The organism is Arcobacter sp. s6, from assembly GCF_040884245.1.
Taxonomy (GTDB): Bacteria; Campylobacterota; Campylobacteria; order Campylobacterales; family Arcobacteraceae; genus Aliarcobacter.
Genome location: NZ_JBEVTN010000006.1, coordinates 101,792 through 124,110 on the forward strand (window position 1 = coordinate 101,792; position 22,319 = coordinate 124,110).

Genomic DNA, 22,319 nt, shown 5'->3' on the forward strand with positions numbered 1-22,319 from the left:
AAAAAGGATTTTTATGAAACGATTAAAAGGCTTATTTTTATCGATTTTATTTTTAAGTACAATTGTTTATGCCGATTCAAAAAATGAACTTCTTTTTTATGTTGGAATTACTATGGTTAAACCTGTAAAAGAGTTAGCGAAGAATTTCGAAGAAGTAAATAACTGTACTATAAAAATTCTACAAGGTGGAAGCCAAGATTTGTATGATAGTGCAAAATCAAGTCAAGTTGGGGATCTTTATCTTCCTGGTTCTTCATCTTATAGAGATAAATTCATAAAAGAAGGATTATTACTAGATGGTAAATTTGTGGGTTATAACAAATTGTCTTTAGTGGTAAAAAAAGGGAATCCAAAAAATGTTAAGGCATCTTTAGAAGAATTAACAAATGAAAATTTAAATGTAGTTTTAGGAAATGAACAAAGTGGAAGTGTTGGACTTGCTAGTAAAAAAGTTTTAACTAAATTTGGATTATATGAAAAAGCTGTGTCAAATGCTATTTTTTTAGTTCCTGATTCACGAAATTTGATAAATGCCATAAAAAATGGAAATGCAGATTTGATTTTAAATTGGCATGCAACAACTTTTTGGGATAATAACAAAGATATAGTAGAAGCAATAGTTCTAGATGATGAGTCTTCGCAAAAGTCAAAACTTGTGTTTAATCTTTTAAGTAGTTCTCAAAATAAAGAGTTAAGTAGAAAATTTATGGATTATGCTTCATCTGCTGAAGGTAGAGAAGTATTTAAAAAATATGGTTTTCTTGATGATGAAGATATAAAAAATTTTGATAAAGTAGTATTCTAAATGTTTAGGAAAAATGCAATTTTTAAAGCTTTATTAGCTTTGTTATTTGCTTTTACTATTGGATATATTGGAATACTTGTAATTCATAATGTATTTTCTAAGATACTTACAGATCTAGATAATAGTGTGAAAAACGAGTATTCTAGATATAAAATTGGTGAATATATTTTAAAAGAAATAAGTTTAATAGAAGCTAATTTCTACAAAATGGGAATTACAACAAAAACTAGAGCTTTAAAAAATATTGAAAGTGAAATCCATGATGAAATTCAAAATATCTTAAATGCAATTGAAGTTTTACAAAATGGTGGAGTTTTAAAAAGTCAAATTAAATTAAATTTAGTAGAAGCTACAATATCAAGTGATGAGATATATTTTCAAGTTGATGATAAAAAATATGTTTTTGAAGCAATAGATTTAATTCCTAAATTGGACGAGTTAAAAGAAAAAATCATTAGTATGGAAGAAATAGTTAAAGTAAAAAATTCAATTATAGAGTCTTCAAATGAAGAGTTTATTAAAGATAATATTTTTAAAGTAGAACTTTTTTTCAAACAAATACCAAGTTTATTTATAAGAATGAAAGAAAACAGCAATAGACTATTATACGATAGTAAGAAAAATATTTCTGTATTAGAAAAAAATATAAAAAATGAAAAAGAGTATTATAAAAATTTAGAGAATATATTTACATATTTTATTATAGTAGTTATTCTTTTACTTGGATTTTTAGTTATTAAACAAATTGTTAAAAAAAATAAAGAGTTAGAAGATATAACTTTAAAAGCTAAAGAATCAGAAGAGGATGCTTTAAAAGCGAATGAAACAAAGTCTCAATTTTTAGCAAATATGAGTCATGAAATAAGAACACCATTAAATGCAATTATAGGTTTTTCAGATATCTTATCAAACTCTGATTTACAATTAGAACATAGAGAAAAAGCAAAAATTATCTCAAAAAGCGCTAAGGCTTTATTAAATATTATTAATGATATTTTAGATATTTCAAAAGTTGAAAGTGGAAAATATGAAATCTCTAAATCTAATTTCGATTTAAAAAATTTATTAGATCAAATAGTTCAATTATATGCTGTGAATACAAAAGAAAAAAATATTAGATTTTTATATACTTTAGATGAAAGTATTCCAAATTTTGTTTTTAGTGATGAAACGAGATTAAAACAAGTTCTTTCAAATATTATAAGTAATGCTATTAAATTTACACCTGAAAAGGGTAAGGTTTCATTTGATGTAAAACTTTTAAATTTGAATGAAAATACAGCTAGTGTTAGATTTTCTGTTAAAGATGAAGGAATCGGAATTTCAATTGAAAATCAAAAAAATATATTTGAACCTTTTTCTCAAGCAGATGGATCAATTTCAAGAAAATATGGTGGAACTGGTTTAGGGCTTGCAATTAGTTTAAATATTATTAAAATGTTAGGTTCTGAAATTAAATTAATTAGTAAAGAGCATGAAGGAAGTCTGTTTTATTTTGATTTAGATTTAGTAGTTCAAGACATAAGTATTGTAGATGTCAATAAATTAAAATATGATTTTGCTATTTGTAATATTATGGAAGATACAGAAAATATTAGAAATCATTTAATAAATACAGTTAAATACTTTGGAAGAATTCATCAAGGGGATGAAGATATTGAAAGTTGCAAAAAAATGGATTTAATCTTTTGTTTTGGCGATCCTCAGCTTTATGAAAAACTTTCAAGAAGAAAAGCTAAGTTTAAATGTCCGGTTGTTTATGTGGGAAATCTAGAGAAAATAAATAATGATAATAAAATGAAGCATTTAATGGATTATTTTTTAGATGTACCTATTTATGGTTCAAAAATTTTTAATATTATTGCAGAATCAAAACTAATAGAAAAAGATGCTCAAAAAATTGAAAATAAAATTGAATCAAAAGAGAGTTTTTCGGCAAAAGTTTTAGTTGCTGAAGATAACCCAAATAATCAGCTATTAATAAAAATTATTTTACAAAAATTAGGTTTGAATGTTACAATAGTTGAAAATGGTCAACTGGCTGTTGATGAATATCAAAAAGAAGAATTTGATTTAGTATTTTTAGATATTAATATGCCTATTATGGATGGCTTAACAGCATTAATGCATATAAGAGCATATGAAAAAGAGATTGGTAAATATACTCCTATTATTGCATTAACTGCTAATTCAATAAATGGGGATAGAGAAAAGTATATAGATGAGGGAATGGATAATTATTTGAGTAAACCATTTGATCGAAATCAGCTAATAGCTCTTTTAAATTTATATATAAATAAGAAGAGGGAACATTAATAAATTCAAAGAGATTTCTCTTTGAATTTTTATCTACTTGCCCCATAAACCTTCAATTCTTTTATAGTTTCTAAATCTTCATCTTCTTGCACATTTTCAGCAAATAGTTTAATGTTAAGAAGATGTGTTAAATCTACAATAGCCTCTATAAAACTTTGTTTTGAAGAATCATTTGTAATATTGTTTGTATATTCTCTTGCAAGTCTGATATAATCAAGATTGAAATCTTTTATATTATTTAAAGGTATAAATTTACTTTCAAATCTTTTTATAATAATTTTTGCTCCGTGTTCATGCATTTCATCTGCAAAAAATTTGAACTTATCAACATCTTTTGCAACAGCATAAGCAGTAACTGAAAATACTAATTGTTTAGCAATTGATTTATGTTCATCAATAGTTTTTTCTAACCATAAAATAAATCCTGTATTTGAAATAGATTCAATAGATAAATTTATAGAGATATCATGACTTATTTTATTAATCAAAATATTGTTTATTACTTTTGTAATGATTTTTTTATCAAAATCAATAATTTTTCCATATCTTTCTGCAATTGATACAAAAGTACCAATAGGTATATCTAAATTTTCTTTATCTTTTATACTAGCGAATGCTTCTTGCATTACTATCTCGTTTGATGAGTCTTTTAAACTTGTTGCATTACCTATATATTTTAAGTTGAATTTTGAATTATCAACTATATCAAATATTAACTCTTTCCACTCTTCCATATCTCTTGCTGATGTTGCATCTTTAGCAATAAATATTTCATTTGGACCTATGAGCGTTGCTTTTTCATAAGCTTCATTTGCCGCTTGTAAAATTTGAGGTATTGTTCCTATTTGGTTGAATGGAGTTGATCCTATATGCACTATATCTTTTTTGATATATTCACTTGCTAGTTCTTCAAATTTTTTTTGTAATATTAATGAATATTCTTTTGCATCTTTTTCATTGAAATCTTTAGCAATAACTGCAAATTCAGAACCAAAAAATCTATAAGCAGTTAGTTTAGAGTTTTCATTTAATTTTGTAGAAGATAAAACTAATGCAAATTTTTTTATAAAACCATTAATTTCTTTATTAGTATGATTTTTTGCAAAATTTGCTAATTCATATATTTTTATAATAAACACATAACCTGTATTTTTTTGAATAAACATATCTTTCATATCTGTTTCAAAATTTTGTCTTAAATCAAGTTGTGTTAATTCATCACGAGATAGTTTTTTAGTAAGATTTTCTAAATTTGTATTTAGTTTCTCAATAATTGCTTCTATTTTTCTAGACATATCATTCATTGCAAGTGCAACAGTTTTTATTTCAGTTGTCCAAGGAAGTTCTTCTATTGTTTCAAATTTACCAACGGCAATACTATTTGCAAGTTTTTCAATTTTTTTAAGAGGTTTTAATAGATACTGAACAAAAATAAATAAAATCATCATAGATATTACAAAAGCTATTAGTGCATAAATACTTGCACTTTTTGCTTGATCATAAAGTTTAGCGTAAGCATCTCCTGCATTTGCACTTACATAAATAATTGCAGTAGTTTGCCAACCATCACTTATTTCACTTGATTGTTCTTCTAGGTGAATTGGAATTATATTTATAAACCAGTTTGGAATATAATCAAATTTCTCATCTCTACTAACTTGAACTAAAGTTTTATCTACATTAAGAATAGCACTTGTATTTACTATTCTTCCATTTTCATTTGTAGCAGTAAAATTAAAAGTTACATTTTTGACATGTTTATATGAATCATTTGCTATGAAGTCATAGGTCTTTTGATTTTGTTCATTTACTAGATTATTTTTATTATCTTTCGTATTCCCATTTTCTAAGGCAAGTAACTCTTTTTCTAAATCATTAGTTCCAATTACCTCTATTTTTCCTATTCTTTCATCAATTAAAACATTTGATACTTTCCAGTTTGATGTATCTAAATCTTTGGATGCTCTTATTAAATCATTATCTTGGATATTAAAAAAAGAGTTTTCAAGCCTAATCTCTTTATAAAAACCTCTATTTGCAATGGCATTTATAATAGATCCAATTTCAGGATCATACTTATCTTTTAGTAAAGTTTTAAGACTCATACCCAAAGAAGTTGCAGTATCTTGGGCTTTTGTTATAGACTCAATTTCTAAATACTCTTTAGTATTTTTTACACTAATAATAAAATTACCTGTAAAAATCATAAGAAATATTATTGATATGATTATATATAGTTGTTTAGATAAAGACATTTTTTTTCCTTTTTAAAATCTATCTATTAAGCTCTTCCAAGATTTAAGATTATTATCTCCTACTCTTGTATCACCTTTTGTTTTTGCTTGCCATAAACCAGATGCGTTAAAACTGTAAACAGGTTTTAAGTCATCTCTTTTTGATGCTAATTCTAATTTTCTATTAATATTATCTAGAATAACAGGTTCTGCCCCTGTTTTGTGATAATAAGTTAAAACCATATGAGCTTGCTCAAATCTACTATTCGCTTTTTTGTAAATAACATATGTAATTCTTAACTTATCATCAGGAATTCCTAACTTTATTAAAGAAAAATATTTTGCAATTGCATAATCTTCACAATCTCCAGCCCCTGTACCCATAAACTCAAAAGGTGTAGCCCAGTAATCTTTTTGCTTCCAATGAGCAGCATCTGTTTTGTATGTAATTTGGTTAAAAAAGTCATTTACATTTTTGATTTTATTTAGAAGGGATTCATTTTTAGATGATTCTAGCATCGCATCCCAAGCTTCAACTCTAGTTTTACCACTAGAACCGTATTTCTTTGATATTGAGTTTAATTGTGAGTCACTGATATTTACATTTTTTGAGGCACTAAGAAAAAGGGAAGAAAAGGAGATAAGTGTGAAAGATATTATTAATATTTTTTTCAACTTATTTCCTCCTTTTTTAGCAATATTATAGCTAATTATTATTGAAAGTAAAAGTTATCTTAGAAGCGCTTTAATTTCTTCTTCTGTAATTTTTTCATTATCATATTTAATTGCGATTACATTTTCAGTATTATTTATATACCATTCATCAATAGCATCATTAGTTAAATTTTTACTATTTTCTAAATGAAATTCATTAAGTGATAGATATGCAAATTTTTTCTTAGCAGGATTTGCCATAGTGATTATTAATACAGCCCATAAAGCACAGATGATTGCAATAACAATAACTAAAGTAGTTAAACTAACACTTTGATAGAAAATACCACCAAGCATTCCACCTAAAAAAGTTCCTAAATAACCAGCTGAATTAAAGATTCCTAAAACTAAACCTCTTTGATGAACTTTTGCAAATTTTGAAGCAAGTGATTGCATAATTGGTTCATGCATATTAAATCCAATAAAGAATATAACAACACCAATTACAAATATAGTTGCATTTGGACTAAATCCAATAATTAGGTATGAAAGTGCAAAAAATATAATTCCGATAATTAAGATTTCTCTAAATTTACCTTTTTTTTCTGCAATAATAGCAGCAGGTGCCATAGCAATAAATCCAAACACCATTGCAGGCATATAAACTTGCCATAAATCTGATAATTGCCATCCGTAAGTTTTTGTTAAAACAATAGGAATAATCATAAATGCAAATGTCATTAAACCTTTTTGTAAAAAGTTTGTTATATTCATTTTTATTAAATTAATATTTCCTAACACAGCACCAATCTCAACTTTTTTATTATAAGTATGAGTTATATGTGGTGGATTTGGAACCATTTTTAATAAAACAAAAATTGAACCAAGGGCTATAAACATAGTGATGTAAAATAGAGTATGAACACCAAATGCTGAACCAAGTGTTGGTCCTGCTGCCATTGATGCTGCAAATGCAACACCAATAAACATACCCATTGTTGCCATTGCTTTTGCTCTTTGTTCTTCTTTTACTAAGTCACTAATAGTTGCAGTTACAACAGCTCCAATAGCTCCTGCACCTTGTAAAAGCCTACCAAATAATAAAGAGTAAATATCTGAAGAAATAGCGCAAATAAAAGAACCAACTGCAAAAAGAATTAATCCAATTACAATAGTTCCTTTTCTACCTAATTTATCACTAATCATTCCAAATGGAACTTGAAAAATCATTTGAGTCAATGCATAACCACCAATTACAATACCAACTAAAGTTGGAGTTGAGCCTTCTAAATTCATAGCATATACTGATATTACTGGTAAAACTAAAAATAGACCGAAAAATCTTAGAGCGATAATCAAACTAAGAGGTAAAACTGATTTAATCATATATAATCCTAAACATAATATAATTTGTCGTGATTATAGTTAATTATAGTTAATAGTAGGTTGAAAGGAATAAAAAGTGAAGATTATACTAGCTTCAGGGAATAAAGGGAAAATTGCTGAGTTTGAAAAACTTATGCCAAATGATGAAGTCATAGCATTTAGTGAAATTTTAGGAAAATTTGAAATAATTGAAGATAAAGATAGTTTCAAAGGTAATGCTATTAAAAAAGCTCAAACAATATATAATGAACTTATAAAAATAGGGCAAAATGATATTGTTGTAATTTCAGATGATTCAGGAATTACAGTTCCAGCACTAAATAATGAACCAGGAATTTACTCAGCAAGATATGCAGGTGAGGGTTCAACTGATAAACAAAATAATGCAAAATTAATAGAAAACTTAAATAAAAATAATTTAGAAAAAACATCAGCTTTTTATACAGCGTGTATTGCAATAGTTTATAAAGGTGAAGTTTATACAGTTCATGGTTGGATGCATGGAAATGTTATAAATAAAGAATTAGGTGAGGGTGGTTTTGGATATGATCCTATGTTTATAGCAAATGGTTTTGATAAAACATTAGGTGAACTAGGATATGAAACTAAAAAAGAGTTTTCTCACAGAACAAAAGCCTTAAATCTTGCTAAAAAAGTATTGGATATTATTCTTTAATAATTTGTTCATAAAGTGAAATATCATAATCTTTTGCTTTTACCAAAATATTAATAATAAAAATAGAGTCTTTTTGCTCTATTTTTGCAATAATATTAAAAAAATCATCTTTTATTTCTAAACTTGTAATATCTTTTAAATCTGAATCAATAATATATTTTTTGAAAAATTCCAAGTGATTTTTCCCTTGAATATATAAATATTGATTTGATAAATTTGAACTTCGAAGAGCTTTTGTTTCTAAAATAGAAATAGCTAAAAATGAAAAGAGAGTTATTAAAATTATACTTATAAAAAGTGTATAAGATTTTTTCATTTTTTAAATTCCCATAATTGTTTTATTTTATCATCATAGTTTATATTTATTTTTATAATAGTACCTGCATTATTTAATGAAAATTCTTTTACTTTTTCTAATAATAATGAACCTTTAAAATATAAATTTTCATTTGAATAATTTATTAAATCCAATTCATTTTTATGCTTTTCAAAAAATATCTTTGTTGATAAGATATTTATTTTTGCTATTTCTATATTTTGATTGTATTTATTGTCTAAGATTAGTTCTTTTGTTAAAAAGCTTGAATATATTATTACAATGCTTGATATAACAAGGGTTAAAATGACTTCAAGAAGAGAAAAACTATTTTTCATATTTATAGATTTTTATATCTTCATTTTCAAATTGATATTTTGAAACATTAATATTTTCAATATTTATATTATTTTTAACAATTTGAATTGAAGTAGATGTTTTTGAAAAATCACTGTAGTTTTGTGTGTTAAATTTATTTTCTAAATTGTTTAACAACATAAAATTATTGTGATTTTTTTCATCATAATAAGAGGAGTTTAAAAATCCACTTACTACGATTGCTAATAAAGTAATACTAATTAATGTTTCAACTAGGGTAAAACTATTTTTTACCAAGTTCAATCGCTTTATTATACGCACCTTCAACTGCTTTTATCATAGCATCTCTAACACCTGCTTCTTCAAGTTTTGCATAACCAGCAGCTGTTGTTCCTCCTGGACTCATAACAGAATCTTTTATAATAGCAGGATGCGTATGTTTTAGTAAAGATGCCGTTCCTGAAAATAATCCTTGAACTAATTGAGTACTGATATGTCTTTCAAGTCCAGCTTTAACAGCACCATCAGCTAAAGCTTCCGCTATTAATGCTAAATAAGCAGGTCCACTTCCAGCGATTGCAGTTGCAATATCCAGTTGATTTTCAGTATTTACCCAAATAGCTTGTCCAATACTTGAAAAAATTTCCATAGCAACTATTTTTGCTTCATTATCACCTGTAATTGTAGTAGTTGAATTTTGAACAGATGCTGCAATATTTGGCATAGTTCTAATATAGTGTTTAGCTTTTATTTGTTTTTTTAGTGTTTCTAATTTTGTTCCAGCTAAGATTGATAATAATAAATTTGCATTTCCAGTAAGTCTTGCTGATACACTTTGTAAAGCATAAGGTTTAACACAAAATAAAACATTTTTTCCACTTATGTCTTCACGATCTTCTAATACTTTTATAGTAATAGATGGCATTTTCTCTTGAATATTTTTTAGTTTTTCAATATCTCTACCAATGATTTCAATCTCATGATTTTTAAGAAGACCCCTTGCTAATGACTGAGCCATAATTCCATTACCAATTAATGTAAGTTTCATTATATTACCTTTTTAGTTATTTGGATTAATTATAGCAGATAATTCCTAAGCTACTATTAGATAGAATATCACTTTTATGAGAAAGGATATTGAAATGATAAAAAGCTTTAGGTTGAAAAATATATTATTAATAGCTTGCGCAGCGTTTGTATTTACTGCTTGTTCTTCTAAATCAGAAGAAGAATATAACAAACCAGCAGTTTATTGGTATAACAAAATGATGAAACAAATAGCATCAAATGATTTAGATGAAGCGGATGATACGTACACATCTTTAGAAAGTGAACATAGAAATTCACCTTTTATTCCAAGTGCTATGTTAATTTTAATTAATGCTCATATTGATGAAGAAGAGTATGCCCTTGCAAACTTCTATTTAGATGAATATATTAAAAGATTTAGTTTAAGTAAAGATATAGACTATGCAAGATACTTAAAAATAAAAGCAAACTTTTTAGGTTTTAAATATCAATTTAGGGATCAACAATTAATTGATGATACTTTAGTGCAAATTCAAGATTTTAAAGTTAAATATTCAACTTCACCATATATGCCTTTAGTTGATACAATTAATGCAAGATTAGAAATGGCAAAAGCATCTATAAATAGAGAAATAGCTGATCTTTATAAAAGAAAAGATAAAGAGTTAGCTGTTGCATTTTATGAGCAAAAAGTAAAAGAATCTTGGATTGAACCAAGTGAAATTGAACCTGTAAGCGTACCATTTTATAGATCAATTTTCGAATAAATATATTTAATAAATATGAACAATTTTTAGGAGTTAATTAAATGGAATTAGAAAATTATGATGAATTTCCACAAACTATACCTTTAATAATAGAAGATGATATATTTTTATATCCTTTTATGATTGCTCCTCTTTTTTTAAGTAATGAGCAAAATATTAAAGCCGTTGAATATGCAATTGAACATAATAAATTAGTTGTAGTTGCAGTTTCAAAACATGGAAAAGAAGGGAAAAGAGAGCACAATTCTTTCTTTGATGTTGGTGTTGTTGGAAATATTATGAGAAAAGTATCTTTACCAGATGGTAAAATAAAAGTACTTTTTCAAGGATTAGTAAAAGGAAAAATTTCAGATTTTTCTGATGATAATTCTTTATTTGCACATGTAGATATTTTAAGAAATGAAGAGTCAAATGAGCAAAGTATAAAATCTGTTATTGAAGTATTGATAGAAAATGTAAAAAAATTATCAAGATTAAATATCAAATTTCCTGCAGATTTAGTAAAAACAATTGAAGAAAATGATGATGCAACAAGAATTGCTGATTTAATTTCATCTGTTTTAAAAGTAAAAAAAGAAGAAGCATATAAACTTTTTTCTCAAGCAAATGTAGAACAAAGATTACTTGATATTATTGAAGTTATCAAAAAAGAGATTGAATCTTTTAAAATTCAAAAAGAAATTACTCAAAAAGTAAACTCTAAAATAGAAAAAACACATAAAGACTACTTTTTAAAAGAGCAAATTAAAGCTATTCAAAAAGAACTTGGTAGTGATACTAAAAAAGATGAAGAGATTAAATCTTACAAAAAAAGATTAAAAGCTAAAAAAGATTTTATGCCAAAAGAGGCTTATAAAGAGACTAAAAAACAAGTTGAAAAATTAAGCCGAATGAATCCTGATTCTCCTGATGCAAATCTTCTTCAAACTTATGTTGAGCAAGTTTTAGATATACCTTTTGGTGAATATGCAAATGAAAAAATTTCTGTAAAAAATGTTGAAGATCAGTTAAATAAGGATCATTACTCACTTGAAAAAGCTAAAGAGAGAATATCTGAGTATTTTGCTGTTAAACAACTTTTAGAACAAAGAAATATCGAAGATCTAAAATCAAAAGGTACAGTTTTATGTTTTGTAGGACCTCCAGGTGTTGGTAAAACTTCACTTGCAAACTCTATTTCAAAAGCATTACAAAGACCACTTATAAGAGTTGCACTTGGTGGAATGGAAGATGTAAATGAGTTAAGAGGACATAGAAGAACATATGTAGGAGCAATGCCAGGACGTCTTATAAAAGGTCTTATTGATGCAAAGAAAATGAACCCAGTAATGGTTTTAGATGAAATTGATAAACTAGGAGCAAATCACAGAGGTGATCCAACTGCTGTTATGTTAGAAATTTTAGATCCTGAGCAAAATCATGAGTTTAGAGATTTATATTTAAATTTCCCAGTTGATTTATCTCAAGTTATTTTTGTATCAACTGCAAATGATGCTAGAAGAATTCCAGCACCTCTTAGAGATAGAATGGAATTTATTGAAATTTCTTCATATACTCCAAATGAAAAATATCATATTGCAAAAGATTATTTAATTCCTCAAGAGTTAGAAAAACATGGTCTTAAAAAAACAGAGGTTTCTTTAAATAAAGCAACTATTGAATTAATTATTGCTAAATATACAAGAGAAGCGGGAGTTAGAAATTTAAGAAGAGTTTTCTCAAAAATATTTAGAAAATGTGTAAAACAGATATTAAATGATGAAACTTTAACAAAAGTTATTATTAATACAAAAAATATAAAATCATTTTTAGATAATCCAATCTTTGAAATAGACCCAGCTGATAAAAAAGATTTTGTAGGAATTGCAAATGGTCTTGCATGGACATCAGTTGGTGGAGATGTTCTTAAAATAGAAGCTATTAAGTTAAAAGGAAAAGGTAGTTTAACTGTTACTGGGAACTTAGGTGAAGTTATGAAAGAATCTTCAAGAATTTCTTATTCTGTTGTAAAAGTACTTATTGATAAGGGTGTTTTATTAATTGAGAATGAAATTATTCCAAAATCATCAAAAGAGCTTGAAGAAAAAACTATAGTAGATCCAAGTGAAATATACAAGAGATTTGATATTCATTTACATATTCCAGAGGGTGCAACTCCAAAAGATGGCCCAAGTGCAGGTATTACAATGGCTTTAACTATTGCTTCAATTTTAAGTGAGAAAGCAATAAAAGCAGATGTTGCAATGACAGGAGAGCTTACACTTTCGGGAAAAGTTTTACCAATTGGTGGATTAAAAGAAAAACTAATTGCAGCTTATAAAGCTAAAATGAAAAAAGCATTAGTTCCTAGAAAAAATTACGAGAGAGATTTAGATGATATCCCTCAAGAAGTAAAAGATGCTATGGAAATAAAACCTGTTGATGTTATAGAAGATGTTTTAAAAGAAGCATTGGTTTTATGATATGAAAAAAAGTTCACGACAAGAGAGTATAATTGTAAATAATTTTTTTACATTAGCCTCTATCGTGATTATTGCAATAACCATTGTTTTATATTCAAAATATATTTCAAACGATGATTATAAAAACGATGATTTAAAAGAAAAAGTAATTCCTCTTTCATGCGAAAAAGAAGTATTCTCAACTTCAAAAATATATAATCAAAAACTCTTAAATGAATCCCAAAAAGCTTTAGATAGAGGTTTTTACAGATTAAATGGACAATATAAAAAATCAACACATTCAGATTCTATTATAGAAGATTTTATCTCTTTATTTGAAGTAGATAATTTTTATATTAAAGCAATAGAAAAAGAAGAAAAAAATAATATAAATAAGTTTTTACAAATTGATTATGAAATAATAGAAAATGATAAAAAAGATCCAAATAAAAAACAAAAAGATTGTAAGTTTTGTTCAGGGAGTATTCTTACTACTTTTAAAGCAGAACAAAAAGATATTTTTAAATTTTATATAGATTTTAATTTATATGATAAAAATGAAATTGAGAAAAGAATAGATTGTACAATAAAGGCGTATAGAAACAATGTTAAAAAACTTTAGTAGAAAAGATTTCACAGCAACAAATATACTTATAGTTATTACTGTAATTATGTATATTATTCAAATAAATATACCTCAAGGTGGCTTATTATTTGGTTTAAATTTATATTTTTTAATATATGATTTTTGGTGGCAGCCACTTTCATCTATGTTTGCACATGGGGGAATTGCTCACTTGGGTATGAATATGTTTGTACTTTGGCAATTTGGAAATCTAATTGAAAGAGGAAGAGGAAAAAAAGAGATTATTTTCCTTTATTTAATTACAGGAATTATCACATCACTTTTATCTTTTGCTTATATATTTTATTTAGATAATAGTGTAAATCTAGTAGGTGCATCAGGAGCTATTTGTGCACTTCTAGGATATGTTGCTTACTATGATAAAGCCCAAAGAAGCGGAATCATAACTTGGGTTTTACTAATCTCAGTAGCACCTTTAATAATAGGACTTCCAATCGCTTGGTATGCTCACTTTATTGGTCTAGGTATTGGCTTTTTATATGCAATTATTAGAAGATAAAACTAGTTATTTACAAAATAAGTAACAATACTCATAACAAATATAACAATAGCCATTCCTATAAAAACATCTTTTAGGCTTACTGTTGGATTTAAAATTCCACAGTATGGGCATTGTCTTTTTTTTGCTTCAATTTCATTTTTACAATTTTTACAAGTAGCTATGATTTATCCTTTTGGAATTTCTTGAAATAGTATCATATTTTAGGCTTTTAAACAATCAAAAATGATAAGATAAGTTTAAATAAAAAAAGGAAATAAAAATGGAAGAAATATATATTCAATGCCCATATTGTTTACAAGCGATATCAATTCCTTTAGATACAGGAGTTTATGAGCCAACTGAAGTTGTGGAAGATTGTGAAGTATGCTGTAGGCCTATAGAAGTTTCATACATCGTTGAAGATGGTGAAATAAAGACTTATTCATATAATAAAATAGAAGGGAATGAATTTTAATATGCAAGAAATAAAGTCAATTTTATTCGTATGTTTAGGAAATATTTGCAGATCACCACTTGCCGAAGGGATTGCAAAGCAATATATAAAAAAGAAGAATATTAATATTGAAATCCAAAGTGCAGGAACAGGTTCTTGGCATATAGGTGATGCCCCTTGTGAAAATTCAATAAAAGTTGCATATCAAAATGGAATAGATATTTCAAAACAACAAGCACAACAAGTGAAGAAAAATCATTTTAAAACATTCGATTTAGTTATAGGACTTGATGATAGTAATATTTCAAATTTAAAAAATCTAGGATGTAAAAATCCACTAAAATTAGGTGATTTTGGATTTGATGGAGCTGATGTTCCTGACCCTTATTTTTTTGATGGTTTTGAAGGATTTGATAAAGTTTTTGAAATGATTGATATTTGTGTTAGAAATTTAATAGATGAAAAGCTTAAATATAATGTATAATTATAAATAATAAATGAATTAGAAGTATAATTATAAAAATAGTGAAAAAGGAGCTTTATGTTAAATAAAAAATATTTTATTTATAAAATAGCTTCAATATTAATTATTATTATTTCTATTCTTATTTCGTCTTTTATTTGGTTTTTTTCTTTACAATATTACAATAATTTATTACAAAAAACTTTTGAATATAGAGTTAGTGAGAATATTGATAATCTAAATCAAAGGATTTCACATTATAAGTATGCTTTGATAAGTGGTGCTGCATTAATTAATACAAATGAAAATATGACAAGTAAAGTTTGGCATGATTTTATAAGTTCTTTAGATTTAGAAAAAAATTATCCAGGTTTTCAAGCATTAGGATATTCTCCTGTTATTAGTGCTGAAAACATAGCTTCTTTTATTAAAGAAATGCAAATTAACAATCCTTCTTTTGAAATGTTTCCAAGTAAAAAAAGTAATTTATATGTACCGGTTAAATATATTGAACCTAAAAATGATAGAAATAATAAGGCTATTGGTTATAATCTTTATTCTGAAACTACACGTAAAGAAGTTTTAGATTCAGCAAGAGATACTGGATTAGCTTCATTAAGTGATAAAGTTGTTTTACGTCAAGAAATTGACGATAACATTCAAGCAGGAATACTTATGTATGTGCCTGTATATAAAAATAATCAAAAAAACACAATTGAAGATAGAAGAAATTCAATTATTGGATTTGTTAGTGGTGTATTTAGAATGAATGATTTAATGCAAAACATTGTATTAGATCAATCAATTTTAGATTTTGAGATATTTGATAATAAAGAACAAAAAGAAGAAAATTTATTATATAAATCATTCAATGAAACTCAATTTGAAGCTAAATTTTTTACTAATAAAGAAATAAAAGTAAATGATAAGATATGGTATATTTCTTTTTATTCAACAAAAGAGTTTGAAAACAACTTCAATTATTCAAAGCCTTTATTTTTAACTTTTTTTGGTATATCTCTATATTTTGTTTTATTATTAATTATTTTATTTATGATTAGAAGTAAAAAATTACTTCAAATTAAAAGTAAAGAACTAGAAAAAGTCAATAAGGATTTATTATTAAGTAAGAAAAAATATAAAACTTTAGTAGATCAATCATTAACAGGAATTTATTTATATCAAGAAAATAAATTTATATTTGCAAATAATCATTTTTGTGAAATATTTGATTATTCAGAAAATGAAATAATAAGTACTATTAAACCTTCTGATATTTTAAAAAATAAAAATGAGTTTTCTATAGATGAAAAAAGCTTACACTATATTACAAGTAGTAGTAAAAAAGATGGTACTTTAATTTGGCTTGAAGTTTATGAAAATATTATAGATATAGAGGGTAAAGCTACTATCTCAGGAATTGCAATTGATATAAGCCAAATTATTGAAGCTCAAGAAAAATTTGAAAATCTTTTTAACTTTAGTAATATTGGTTTAGCTATAACAACACCTCAAAAAGCTTGGTTACAAGTTAATAATAAAATTCTAAAAATTTTAGGTTATAGTAAAGAAGAGTTATTTAACACTACTTGGGACAAAATAAGTTATGATGAAGATTTAGAAAAAGATTTAGATTTATTTAATGATGTACTTAGTGGTAAAATAGATAATTATCAAATTGAAAAAAAATTTATAAAAAAAGATGGAGATATTGTAGAAACAATTTTAACATTAAGTGCTTATAAACGAAATAATGAAATAGAATATCTATTAGCTTCAATGCTTGATATAACAGATACAAAAATGAAAGAAAATTTACTTATTCAGCAATCAAAATTGGCAGCAATGGGAGAAATGATTGCAATAATTGCTCATCAATGGAAACAGCCTCTAAGCTTAATTAGTACTTCTTCTACAGGTATGAAATTACAATTAGAAATGGATATGTTAACTAAAGAGTTTTCAATTGAAGCTTTAGATTCAATAATAAAAGCAACAAAACATCTATCTCATACAATTGATGATTTTAGAGATTTCTTTAAACCAAAAACAGTAAAGACAACGTTTAATATAAATGAATCAATAAGTAAGTCTTTGAAATTGATTTCTTCTGGATTTAAAAATAAAGAGATATCTATTATTAAGAATATTGATGATATTTATATTACAAGTTATGAAAATGATTTGATTCAAATACTTATTAATATTTTAAATAATGCTAAAGATGCCTTATTAAATGTTAATACCCAAAGATTAATTTTTTTATCTGTGAGTATATCAGAGGATAATAAAAATCTAATAATTCTGATAAAAGATAGTGCAGGAGGAATCCCTTCTGATATTTTAGATAAGATATTTGAGCCATATTTTACAACTAAAGATGATAAAAATGGTACTGGAATCGGATTATATATAGTTAGTGAAATTATAACTAAACATATGAAGGGTGAAATAAAAGTAAATAATGTTCAATTTACTTATGAAAACAAGGATTATTTAGGAGCAGAGTTTAGATTGATAATACCACTTGAAAAGTAAAAAGCACTCATTAATTGAGTGCTTTTAATGTGTTAATAAGTTCTGCTGAAACCATGATTAATTCATCAGAAGCATTTTTCGTTTCAATGGCTTCATTTCTTGTATTTTGGGCACTTTGAGAAACATTTACCATTGAGTTTGATATTTCATTTAATCCTTGACTTGTTTCTAATGCTGTACTTGCTAATTGGTTTGATATAGTTTTTTGCTCTATTATTGATTTTGAAATACTTGAAGACATTGAGCTTATTTCCTCAATTGTACTATCTACACTATTTATTGATTCTAATGAATTTTTAACTAATGATTGAATAGATTCAATAGCACTTGTAATCTCTTTTGCAGCTTCATTTGATCTAGTTGCTAGATTTCTTACTTCTGCTGCAACAACTGCAAAACCACGTCCAGCTTCTCCAGCAGTTGCTGCTTCAACGGCTGCATTTAGTGATAATATATTTGTTTGAAATGCAATTTGAGTAATAAGATTGATTGTTTCTCCAATTTTTGAAGACTCTTGATTTAGTTTGATTATTGCACTTGATGAACTTTTTGATTGTTCTTTTGCACCTAATGCAATTCTTTCACCATTTGCAGCTGTTGTTGCAATAGTTGTAATTGATGAAAGCATAGCTTCTATTTTTTCAGATAGTTCACTCATTGCTTGGTTCATTTGTTCTATTGAAATATTAACTTCTTGAGAGCTATTCATATTTGTTTCAGCATCACTTGACATTGATTTTGAAGCATTAGATAAATGATTTAATGATTTATTTAATTTCTGCACGTTATCTTGAATATTAAACATCATATTTTTACGTAGTGTTATATCTGTAGCATATTTTACTACTTTGAAAGGTTTATTATCAATATCTAAAATTGGATTATAAGTAGCTCTAATCCATACTTGTTTGTTATTTTTTCCAATTCTAAGATATTGCCCAGCATCATATTTCCCATCATTTAATTTTTTCCAAAAATCTTTATACTCATCTGAGTTTTTATATGATTCTTCACAAAACATACTATGGTGTTTTCCTTTTATTTCATCAAGAGAATAACCAATAGTGTTTAAGAAGTTTTCATTTGCATTTAAAATTATTCCATTCATATCAAAATCTATGATAGCTTGAGATTTTCCAATAGCCTGAATTTGACCTTTGTAATATAAATCTTCTAATTTTTTAGCGGTTACATCTTGTGCAAATTTTATAACTTTATAAACTTTTCCTGAATTATCTTTTATTGGAGTATAAGATGCTTGAATAAAAATAGATTTACCATCTTTTCTTATTCTTTTAAATTCTGAAGTTTGAACAGTTCCTTTTTTTAAATTAGCCCAAAAATCAGAGTATTCTTTACTATTTACAAGTTTATTATCACAAAACATTTTATGATGTTTTCCTAAAACTTCATTCTCACTATAACCAAGAGCATTTAAAAAATTATGATTTGCATCAAGTATAATTCCATCAGGTGAAAATGAAATAACTGCAAAGTGTTCATCAATAGCATTTAATTGTGCTTTTTCTTCTTTATTATTTGAAAATGAAAATAATGACATTTTTATAACCTTTTCTTATATTATTTTAGTAAATTATTATATCATCAATTCATTAAAATCATATAATAATGCCTCTAAATAAGATAAACTTTATCCTATTTTATGTTCTTCTTTGCTAAGCTTCTTGCATATATATAAATATTATTTAAAGAGAAAATTATGAAATTAGACGAACTAAAACTTGATGTTGATTATTTTGAGTTTGATGAAAAATTCTACCAAAAGTTAAAACCTACACCACTTAAAAATCCAAAATTAATATCTTTTAATAAAAAAGCTTGTGATTTAATAGGATTAGATTATTTAGAATGTGAAAGAAAAGATTTTGTTGATTTTATAAATGGGAGTCTTACCTTAGAAGGAAGTGTACCTTATAGTATGGTTTATGCTGGACATCAGTTTGGATATTTTGTTCCACAATTAGGTGATGGAAGAGCTATAAATTTAGGAAGTGTAAATAACTGGCATTTACAAACAAAAGGTTCAGGACTTACAAAATATTCAAGAAGTGGAGATGGTAGGGCGGTTTTACGTTCAAGTATCAGAGAATATCTAATGAGTGAAGCTATGCATGGCTTGGGAATTGCTACTACTAGAGCTTTAGCAATTATTGATTCAGATACTTTTGCTCATAGGGATTGGGAAGAGGAGTCTTGCTCTATAGTTATGAGAATGTCTCCATCTTGGATTAGAATTGGAACTTTTGAATTTTTTGCAAGAACAAAAAACAAACAAGCCATCTCTCAACTAGCAGATTATGTTATTAAACAATCATATTCACACTTGGAAAATGAAGAAAATAAATATGAAAAAATGTTTTATTCACTTGTTGATAAAACAGCTGAACTATTAGCTCTTTGGCAAACTTATGGTTTCCAGCATGGAGTTATGAACACAGATAACTTCTCAATGGCTGGACTTACTATTGATTATGGTCCTTATGCTTTTATGGATTATTTTGAAAAAAATGCAATATGCAATCATACAGATGTAGAAGGAAGATATTCATATAATAATCAGCCATATGTTGCAAGATGGAATCTAATGGTTTTAGCCCAAGCTTTAAAAGAGATATGTGATGAGAAGAAACTAATGTCTTATATTCAAACTTTTTTACCACAACATGAAAATGTTTACTTAAGTAAAATGAATAAAAGAGTGGGATTGGATGCTAGTAAAAGTGGAAATTCAAACTTGCAATTAATTTTAGAATTACTTGGTGCCTTAGAAGCATCTAAAATGGATTACAATGTGTTCTTCTATAGATTAACAAATCTTAAATCTTTTGATGATTTATCTTCTATTTTAGATATTGCAGTTTTTCAAGATCCTCTTAAAAATTGGTTTGAATCATATAAAAAAGTTTGTGAAGAAAGAGGTACAAGCTTTGAAACAAGAAGAAAAATTATGAAAAAAGTAAATCCAAAATATATATTAAAAAACTACATTATTCAAGAAGCTATTGAAAAAGCACATGAGGGTGATTATTGTATAGTTAATGATTTATTAAAAATTGCTCAAAACCCATTTGATGAGCATAGTGAGTTTGAAAGATATGCAAATCCAACTCCTATGAAGTTTGCAAATGTCAAACTTTCTTGCTCTTCATAAGATAAGCTTTTCGCTTATCTTATTTATAAGGGATGACAAACTCTATATCTACATCTGAAAATGATTTATTTTCATGCAAGTCTGCACATTTTTTTTCAAAAGCCATATAGGACTTTTGCATTGAAAAATCTAAAATATCAATTCCACCACTTGCTATAATATTCCCATTTTCAATTATATAATCCATTCTAACAGGATTTGTAACTTCATTCATAGTTACATTTAAAATCAAACTTTTCTCTTCTTCATTTACATCTGAAATATTTCCCTCAATAATATCAGCACTTGCAAGGGCAAATAAAGTTGAAACTATATTATTATTTCTTTCAGGATTTTTTGATTCAAGAGAATTTGTTTTTATAATCACATTTGAACTTTTTAGAAAGTCTGATAAATTAATTGATGATTTAATATCTAGTTTAATATTATTAAAAGTTCCAGAAACAGGAAGTTTCTTTTCTGTTTTAAATCCAGTCCATTTTACGCTTAAGTTTCCATTTAATTCATATGCACATAAACTTGATACTAGTGTAATTGATAAAAATGAAACAAATAAAATCTTTTTCATACTAAAGTCCTTTTTTTACTTATTCTATCACAAATCACTTATGGAATTATTTAATTCATATTTGATATAAGTAAAAATAATATTTATAAACTGAGTAAAATTATCTTTGACTAACGGTCAATTTAAATCTTAATTAAGTTAGAGTGATATATAATCTCAAATATTGACTGACGGTCGGTCAAAATGACGATATTAATATTATTTTTAGTAAAGGAGTATAATGAGTCCTCGAAAAGTAAACAAAGATGATAAAAGAAGGGAAATAGCTCTTAAATGTTCAGATTTGATTCACGAAGTAGGAATGAAAAAACTTACTGTAGCAGAAGTTGCAAAAACAGCAAATATAGGAAAAGGAACTATATATGAGTATTTTGAAAGTAAAGAAGACATAATTTTTGAAATAATAAATATTCATATAGAAAAACATAATAAAGAATTATTAGAACAAATACAAAAAGTTAAAACAACAAAAGAAAAAATCACACTATTTTTTAGAATGGTTTTAGATGATGATGGAGAAAATCAAAAACATTTTAATGGATATAAAGAGTTCTTATCTATTGTTTTATCAGAAGAAAATACTGCCATGAAAGAGTTTAATTGTAAGAAAAATGAATTTTTTGAAGGTGAACTTTTAAAAATTTTTGCACATGGTGTAGAAGAAGCTGAGTTAAAAGCTGAATCATTAGGTTTAGTAAATGGAATGCTAACATATCAAAAAGGCTTGGCTTTGCGGAAAATGACTCAAAATAATTTTGATGCAAATGAAGATTTTGAGAAATTTATAAATACAATTTTTAAATTAATAGAGATTAAAAAATGATAAATAGAAAATATGAAAAAATAGTATTTGCCTTTTTTATGGCTTTATTTATGAGCTTTATAATGAGTTTCATAATTTCATTTATAAATTTAGGCTTTGTGGATGGTTTTGTAAAAAACTGGTTTAAAGCGTGGGGGATAGCTTTTGTTTGTGCTTTTCCCATTATTGTAATCGTTGCACCAATTGTGCATAAAATAGTTTATAAATTAATAGTAAAAATATAAGGATATAA

Annotated in this window: 22 protein-coding genes; 13 read left to right on the top strand and 9 right to left on the bottom strand. The window is 26.0% G+C overall.

Features of this window, described 5'->3' with window-relative positions:
* Window positions 1-13 precede the first annotated feature (13 nt).
* Together modA and ABVS04_RS04965 are read left to right on the top strand one after the other, a co-directional pair.
* Window positions 14-805 carry a molybdate ABC transporter substrate-binding protein gene (modA, locus tag ABVS04_RS04960; protein ID WP_368029562.1) on the top strand — a complete coding sequence of 264 codons (792 nt, stop codon included), beginning with the start codon at window positions 14-16 and terminating at the stop codon, window positions 803-805.
* Entirely contained in the window at window positions 806-3,121 is a 2,316-nt protein-coding gene (locus ABVS04_RS04965; protein WP_368029563.1) for a response regulator, read from the top strand.
* A 29-nt stretch (window positions 3,122-3,150) separates the two neighbouring features.
* Here ABVS04_RS04965 and ABVS04_RS04970 read toward each other — a convergent pair whose 3' ends face one another.
* The 3 genes from ABVS04_RS04970 to ABVS04_RS04980 are packed head-to-tail and all read right to left on the bottom strand — an operon-like array spanning window position 3,151 to window position 7,395.
* Window positions 3,151-5,376: an EAL domain-containing protein gene (locus ABVS04_RS04970; RefSeq protein ID WP_368029564.1), complete on the bottom strand. Its 2,226-nt coding sequence runs from the start codon at window positions 5,374-5,376 to the stop codon at window positions 3,151-3,153.
* Between the two features lie 12 nt (window positions 5,377-5,388).
* On the bottom strand, window positions 5,389-6,030 hold the full coding sequence (locus tag ABVS04_RS04975; RefSeq protein WP_368029565.1) for a transglutaminase-like cysteine peptidase: 642 nt from the start codon (window positions 6,028-6,030) through the stop codon (window positions 5,389-5,391).
* 54 nt (window positions 6,031-6,084) lie between these two features.
* Window positions 6,085-7,395, bottom strand: coding sequence for an MFS transporter (locus ABVS04_RS04980; protein ID WP_368029566.1), 1,311 nt, complete (start codon window positions 7,393-7,395; stop codon window positions 6,085-6,087).
* Window positions 7,396-7,471: 76 nt separating this feature from the next.
* Here ABVS04_RS04980 and ABVS04_RS04985 point away from each other — a divergent pair, with 76 nt between their 5' ends.
* Entirely contained in the window at window positions 7,472-8,071 is a 600-nt protein-coding gene (locus tag ABVS04_RS04985; RefSeq protein ID WP_368029567.1) for a non-canonical purine NTP pyrophosphatase, read from the top strand.
* Here the strand turns inward: ABVS04_RS04985 and ABVS04_RS04990 are convergent.
* Genes ABVS04_RS04990 through ABVS04_RS05005 form a run of 4 tightly spaced genes read right to left on the bottom strand, consistent with a single transcriptional unit; the run spans window position 8,061 to window position 9,753 of the window.
* On the bottom strand, window positions 8,061-8,387 hold the full coding sequence (locus ABVS04_RS04990; protein ID WP_368029568.1) for a hypothetical protein: 327 nt from the start codon (window positions 8,385-8,387) through the stop codon (window positions 8,061-8,063). The two genes, ABVS04_RS04985 and ABVS04_RS04990, sit on opposite strands and share 11 nt — an antisense overlap.
* The gene (locus ABVS04_RS04995; RefSeq protein WP_368029569.1) at window positions 8,384-8,725 is read right to left on the bottom strand and encodes a hypothetical protein; all 342 of its coding nucleotides are present in this window, start codon (window positions 8,723-8,725) and stop codon (window positions 8,384-8,386) included. Before ABVS04_RS04995 ends, ABVS04_RS04990 begins: the two co-directional genes overlap by 4 nt.
* A complete protein-coding gene (locus ABVS04_RS05000) occupies window positions 8,715-9,002 on the bottom strand; it encodes a prepilin-type N-terminal cleavage/methylation domain-containing protein (RefSeq protein WP_368029570.1) in 288 nt (95 codons plus the stop codon). Before ABVS04_RS05000 ends, ABVS04_RS04995 begins: the two co-directional genes overlap by 11 nt.
* A complete protein-coding gene (locus ABVS04_RS05005) occupies window positions 8,989-9,753 on the bottom strand; it encodes a pyrroline-5-carboxylate reductase (RefSeq protein WP_368029571.1) in 765 nt (254 codons plus the stop codon). The genes ABVS04_RS05000 and ABVS04_RS05005 overlap by 14 nt, the downstream gene beginning before the upstream one ends.
* Window positions 9,754-9,847: 94 nt before the next feature.
* On the opposite strand from ABVS04_RS05005, the gene ABVS04_RS05010 reads away from it, so the two are divergent.
* The 7 genes from ABVS04_RS05010 to ABVS04_RS05040 all read left to right on the top strand — a co-directional run bounded on the left by ABVS04_RS05010 (window position 9,848) and on the right by ABVS04_RS05040 (window position 17,524).
* The gene (locus tag ABVS04_RS05010) at window positions 9,848-10,501 is read left to right on the top strand and encodes an outer membrane protein assembly factor BamD (RefSeq protein ID WP_368029572.1); all 654 of its coding nucleotides are present in this window, start codon (window positions 9,848-9,850) and stop codon (window positions 10,499-10,501) included.
* A gap of 41 nt (window positions 10,502-10,542) precedes the next feature.
* Window positions 10,543-12,963: an endopeptidase La gene (gene lon / locus ABVS04_RS05015; RefSeq protein ID WP_368029573.1), complete on the top strand. Its 2,421-nt coding sequence runs from the start codon at window positions 10,543-10,545 to the stop codon at window positions 12,961-12,963.
* A gap of 1 nt (window position 12,964) precedes the next feature.
* Window positions 12,965-13,564, top strand: a complete 600-nt coding sequence (locus ABVS04_RS05020; RefSeq protein WP_368029574.1) for a hypothetical protein — start codon at window positions 12,965-12,967, stop codon at window positions 13,562-13,564.
* Entirely contained in the window at window positions 13,548-14,087 is a 540-nt protein-coding gene (locus tag ABVS04_RS05025) for a rhomboid family intramembrane serine protease (protein ID WP_368029575.1), read from the top strand. The genes ABVS04_RS05020 and ABVS04_RS05025 overlap by 17 nt, the downstream gene beginning before the upstream one ends.
* A gap of 262 nt (window positions 14,088-14,349) precedes the next feature.
* Window positions 14,350-14,544 (top strand): CPXCG motif-containing cysteine-rich protein, encoded by a 195-nt coding sequence (locus ABVS04_RS05030; protein WP_368029576.1) that lies wholly within the window; start codon window positions 14,350-14,352, stop codon window positions 14,542-14,544.
* A 1-nt stretch (window position 14,545) separates the two neighbouring features.
* The gene (locus ABVS04_RS05035) at window positions 14,546-15,007 is read left to right on the top strand and encodes a low molecular weight protein-tyrosine-phosphatase (RefSeq protein ID WP_368029577.1); all 462 of its coding nucleotides are present in this window, start codon (window positions 14,546-14,548) and stop codon (window positions 15,005-15,007) included.
* Between the two features lie 57 nt (window positions 15,008-15,064).
* Entirely contained in the window at window positions 15,065-17,524 is a 2,460-nt protein-coding gene (locus ABVS04_RS05040) for a CHASE domain-containing protein (protein WP_368029578.1), read from the top strand.
* Window positions 17,525-17,534: 10 nt separating this feature from the next.
* Here the strand turns inward: ABVS04_RS05040 and ABVS04_RS05045 are convergent, their stop codons facing one another.
* A complete protein-coding gene (locus ABVS04_RS05045) occupies window positions 17,535-19,085 on the bottom strand; it encodes a methyl-accepting chemotaxis protein (protein ID WP_368029579.1) in 1,551 nt (516 codons plus the stop codon).
* A 159-nt stretch (window positions 19,086-19,244) separates the two neighbouring features.
* Here ABVS04_RS05045 and ABVS04_RS05050 point away from each other — a divergent pair, with 159 nt between their 5' ends.
* On the top strand, window positions 19,245-20,696 hold the full coding sequence (locus ABVS04_RS05050; protein WP_368029580.1) for a YdiU family protein: 1,452 nt from the start codon (window positions 19,245-19,247) through the stop codon (window positions 20,694-20,696).
* 19 nt (window positions 20,697-20,715) lie between these two features.
* Here the strand turns inward: ABVS04_RS05050 and ABVS04_RS05055 are convergent, their stop codons facing one another.
* Complete coding sequence (locus ABVS04_RS05055) at window positions 20,716-21,264, bottom strand: YceI family protein (protein WP_368029581.1); 549 nt, start codon at window positions 21,262-21,264, stop codon at window positions 20,716-20,718.
* 220 nt (window positions 21,265-21,484) lie between these two features.
* Here ABVS04_RS05055 and ABVS04_RS05060 point away from each other — a divergent pair, with 220 nt between their 5' ends.
* Window positions 21,485-22,087, top strand: a complete 603-nt coding sequence (locus ABVS04_RS05060) for a TetR/AcrR family transcriptional regulator (protein ID WP_368029582.1) — start codon at window positions 21,485-21,487, stop codon at window positions 22,085-22,087.
* Window positions 22,084-22,311, top strand: a complete 228-nt coding sequence (locus ABVS04_RS05065) for a DUF2798 domain-containing protein (RefSeq protein WP_368029583.1) — start codon at window positions 22,084-22,086, stop codon at window positions 22,309-22,311. Before ABVS04_RS05060 ends, ABVS04_RS05065 begins: the two co-directional genes overlap by 4 nt.
* Window positions 22,312-22,319: the final 8 nt, after the last annotated feature.

What these genes read in the sequence shown, in the direction of transcription:
- ABVS04_RS05050 (WP_368029580.1), top strand. Translation starts at nt 19,245, where the DNA reads ATGAAATTAGACGAACTAAAACTTGATGTTGATTATTTTGAGTTTGAT.
- ABVS04_RS05005 (WP_368029571.1), bottom strand. Translation starts at nt 9,753, where the DNA reads ATGAAACTTACATTAATTGGTAATGGAATTATGGCTCAGTCATTAGCA.
- ABVS04_RS04965 (WP_368029563.1), top strand. Translation starts at nt 806, where the DNA reads ATGTTTAGGAAAAATGCAATTTTTAAAGCTTTATTAGCTTTGTTATTT.
- lon (WP_368029573.1), top strand. Translation starts at nt 10,543, where the DNA reads ATGGAATTAGAAAATTATGATGAATTTCCACAAACTATACCTTTAATA.
- modA (WP_368029562.1), top strand. Translation starts at nt 14, where the DNA reads ATGAAACGATTAAAAGGCTTATTTTTATCGATTTTATTTTTAAGTACA.
- ABVS04_RS05060 (WP_368029582.1), top strand. Translation starts at nt 21,485, where the DNA reads ATGAGTCCTCGAAAAGTAAACAAAGATGATAAAAGAAGGGAAATAGCT.
- ABVS04_RS05030 (WP_368029576.1), top strand. Translation starts at nt 14,350, where the DNA reads ATGGAAGAAATATATATTCAATGCCCATATTGTTTACAAGCGATATCA.
- ABVS04_RS05010 (WP_368029572.1), top strand. Translation starts at nt 9,848, where the DNA reads ATGATAAAAAGCTTTAGGTTGAAAAATATATTATTAATAGCTTGCGCA.
- ABVS04_RS05045 (WP_368029579.1), bottom strand. Translation starts at nt 19,085, where the DNA reads ATGTCATTATTTTCATTTTCAAATAATAAAGAAGAAAAAGCACAATTA.
- ABVS04_RS05040 (WP_368029578.1), top strand. Translation starts at nt 15,065, where the DNA reads ATGTTAAATAAAAAATATTTTATTTATAAAATAGCTTCAATATTAATT.
- ABVS04_RS04995 (WP_368029569.1), bottom strand. Translation starts at nt 8,725, where the DNA reads ATGAAAAATAGTTTTTCTCTTCTTGAAGTCATTTTAACCCTTGTTATA.
- ABVS04_RS05065 (WP_368029583.1), top strand. Translation starts at nt 22,084, where the DNA reads ATGATAAATAGAAAATATGAAAAAATAGTATTTGCCTTTTTTATGGCT.
- ABVS04_RS04990 (WP_368029568.1), bottom strand. Translation starts at nt 8,387, where the DNA reads ATGAAAAAATCTTATACACTTTTTATAAGTATAATTTTAATAACTCTC.
- ABVS04_RS05055 (WP_368029581.1), bottom strand. Translation starts at nt 21,264, where the DNA reads ATGAAAAAGATTTTATTTGTTTCATTTTTATCAATTACACTAGTATCA.
- ABVS04_RS04970 (WP_368029564.1), bottom strand. Translation starts at nt 5,376, where the DNA reads ATGTCTTTATCTAAACAACTATATATAATCATATCAATAATATTTCTT.
- ABVS04_RS05020 (WP_368029574.1), top strand. Translation starts at nt 12,965, where the DNA reads ATGAAAAAAAGTTCACGACAAGAGAGTATAATTGTAAATAATTTTTTT.
- ABVS04_RS05035 (WP_368029577.1), top strand. Translation starts at nt 14,546, where the DNA reads ATGCAAGAAATAAAGTCAATTTTATTCGTATGTTTAGGAAATATTTGC.
- ABVS04_RS04980 (WP_368029566.1), bottom strand. Translation starts at nt 7,395, where the DNA reads ATGATTAAATCAGTTTTACCTCTTAGTTTGATTATCGCTCTAAGATTT.
- ABVS04_RS05025 (WP_368029575.1), top strand. Translation starts at nt 13,548, where the DNA reads ATGTTAAAAAACTTTAGTAGAAAAGATTTCACAGCAACAAATATACTT.